Here is a 1891-nt window from a genome sequence, read left to right as displayed (position 1 = left end):
TGGGGGGTGACACCCGGTTCCCCGTGGCGCGGCGGGGCCGGCCCCCCCCGCTCCCCCCCGCCCCCGCCCCTACCCCCACGGACACCCGAGAGACACCCCCTACCGCCCAGCCCCTCGCACCCGAAACCGGAAGGCAGCCACAGCCATGACCAAGCGCGCGCTCAGCGACCAGCCCTTGGCCAACCCCGGGAAACTGTTCATCGGCGGCACCTGGGTCCCGGCCCGGGACGGCCGTACCGAACCGGACATCAGCCCCGTGGACGGCCAGGAGATCGTGCCGGTGGCCCAGGCGGCCGCCGCGGACGCGGACGCGGCCGTGGCCGCCGCCCGTACGGCGTACGAGGAAGGTCCCTGGAGCAGACTGTCCGCCCAGGAACGCGCGCTGCGGCTGAACCGGGTCGGGGAGCTCATCGAGCGCGACCTGGAGGAGATCGCCCTGCTGGAAACGGTGGACATGGGCAAGCCGTTCGCCTTCTCCTCCACGGTCGACGCCCCCATGGCCGCCCAGCTCATGCACTACTACGCCGGAGCCGTGACCCGGGTCGACGGTTCCTCCCGGGCCCCGGCCGGCGGGCAGCTCGCGTACACCCTGCGCGAACCGCTGGGCGTGGTCTGCGCCATCACCCCCTTCAACTTCCCGCTGCTCCTGTCGATGACGAAGATCGCCCCGGCCCTCGCGGCCGGGAACACGGTGGTCCACAAGCCCTCGCCCGCCACCCCGCTCACCGCCCTGAAGATCGCCGAGCTGTTCCAGGAGGCGGAGATTCCGGACGGCGTGCTGAACGTCATCACCGGTCCGGGCGTGGAACTGGGCGAGACCCTCACCGGCCACCCCGGCATCGACAAGATCGCCTTCACCGGGTCCACCTCCGTGGGGCAGTCGATCATCCGCAAGGCGGCCGGCACCCTGAAGAAGGTGACGATGGAGCTCGGCGGCAAGTCCGCCAACATCGTCTTCGCCGACGCCGACCTCGACGCCGCCGAGGAACTCGCCTTCTTCGGCATCTACTACAACAAGGGCGAGATCTGCACCGCCGGCTCCCGGCTGCTGCTCCAGCGCCCGATCCACGACGAGATGGTCGAACGGCTCGTGGCCCGCGCGGCCGCCCTGCTGCCCGGAGACCCGCGCGACCCGGCCACCCTCTTCGGACCGCTCGCCCACCGCGGCCAGTTCGACAAGGTCAGCTCGTACATCGAGGTCGGCGAGAAGGAAGGCGCCGTCCTGCGCGTCGGCGGCACCGGCTGGACCCCCGAAGGGGCCTCCTCCGAAGGCCTGTACTTCCTGCCGACCATCTTCACCGGCGTCGACAACTCCATGCGGATCGCCCAGGAGGAGATCTTCGGGCCCGTCCTGTCGATCATCCCCTTCGACACCGAGGAGGACGCCGTACGCATCGCCAACGACAGCGCGTACGGCCTCGCCGCCGGCGTCCACACGAGGGACCTGCGGCGCGCCCACCGGGTCGCCTCGCAGATCAAGGCCGGCACCGTCTGGGTCAATTGCTACAACCAGTACGACCCCGCCGTGCCCTACGGCGGCTACAAGGCCTCCGGCTACGGGCGCGAGTGCGGCCCCGAGTCCCTGGAGAGCTACACCCAGACCAAGTCGGTCTGGATCGGAATGGACTGACCTGGCACCCGGCTGCCCCCCCGTACCCACCTGAGGAGCCCCCATGCGGATCGGCATCATCGGCACAGGCCGGATCGGATCGACCCTGGCCAGGATCCTCGTGGCGGCGGACCACCAGGTCGTGCTCGCCAACGCCCGCGGCCCGCAGAGCCTCGCGGCCCTGCTGACCGAACTGGGCCCCGCGGCCTCGGCGGCGGACCCCGCCGAGGCCGCGGCCCGGGGCGTAGTGCTCGTGCTGGTGGTGCCGGTGGACGGCGGGCA

The 1891-nt window shown here is 71.6% G+C and carries 2 protein-coding genes; both read left to right on the top strand.

What is annotated here, in order from left to right:
* The first annotated feature begins 145 nt into the window (after positions 1 to 145).
* Positions 146 to 1630 (top strand): aldehyde dehydrogenase family protein, encoded by a 1485-nt coding sequence (locus ACFVX6_RS40840; RefSeq protein WP_389699648.1) that lies wholly within the window; start codon positions 146 to 148, stop codon positions 1628 to 1630.
* A 43-nt stretch (positions 1631 to 1673) separates the two neighbouring features.
* Positions 1674 to 1891 (top strand): NAD(P)-binding domain-containing protein (locus ACFVX6_RS40835; RefSeq protein WP_389699647.1); only part of this gene is annotated, 218 nt, incomplete at its 3' end.

Source organism: Streptomyces sp. NPDC058289, from assembly GCF_042880975.1.
Taxonomy (GTDB): Bacteria; Actinomycetota; Actinomycetes; order Streptomycetales; family Streptomycetaceae; genus Streptomyces; species Streptomyces stoeckheimensis.
This window is presented reverse-complemented; position numbering and strand designations above follow the sequence as displayed.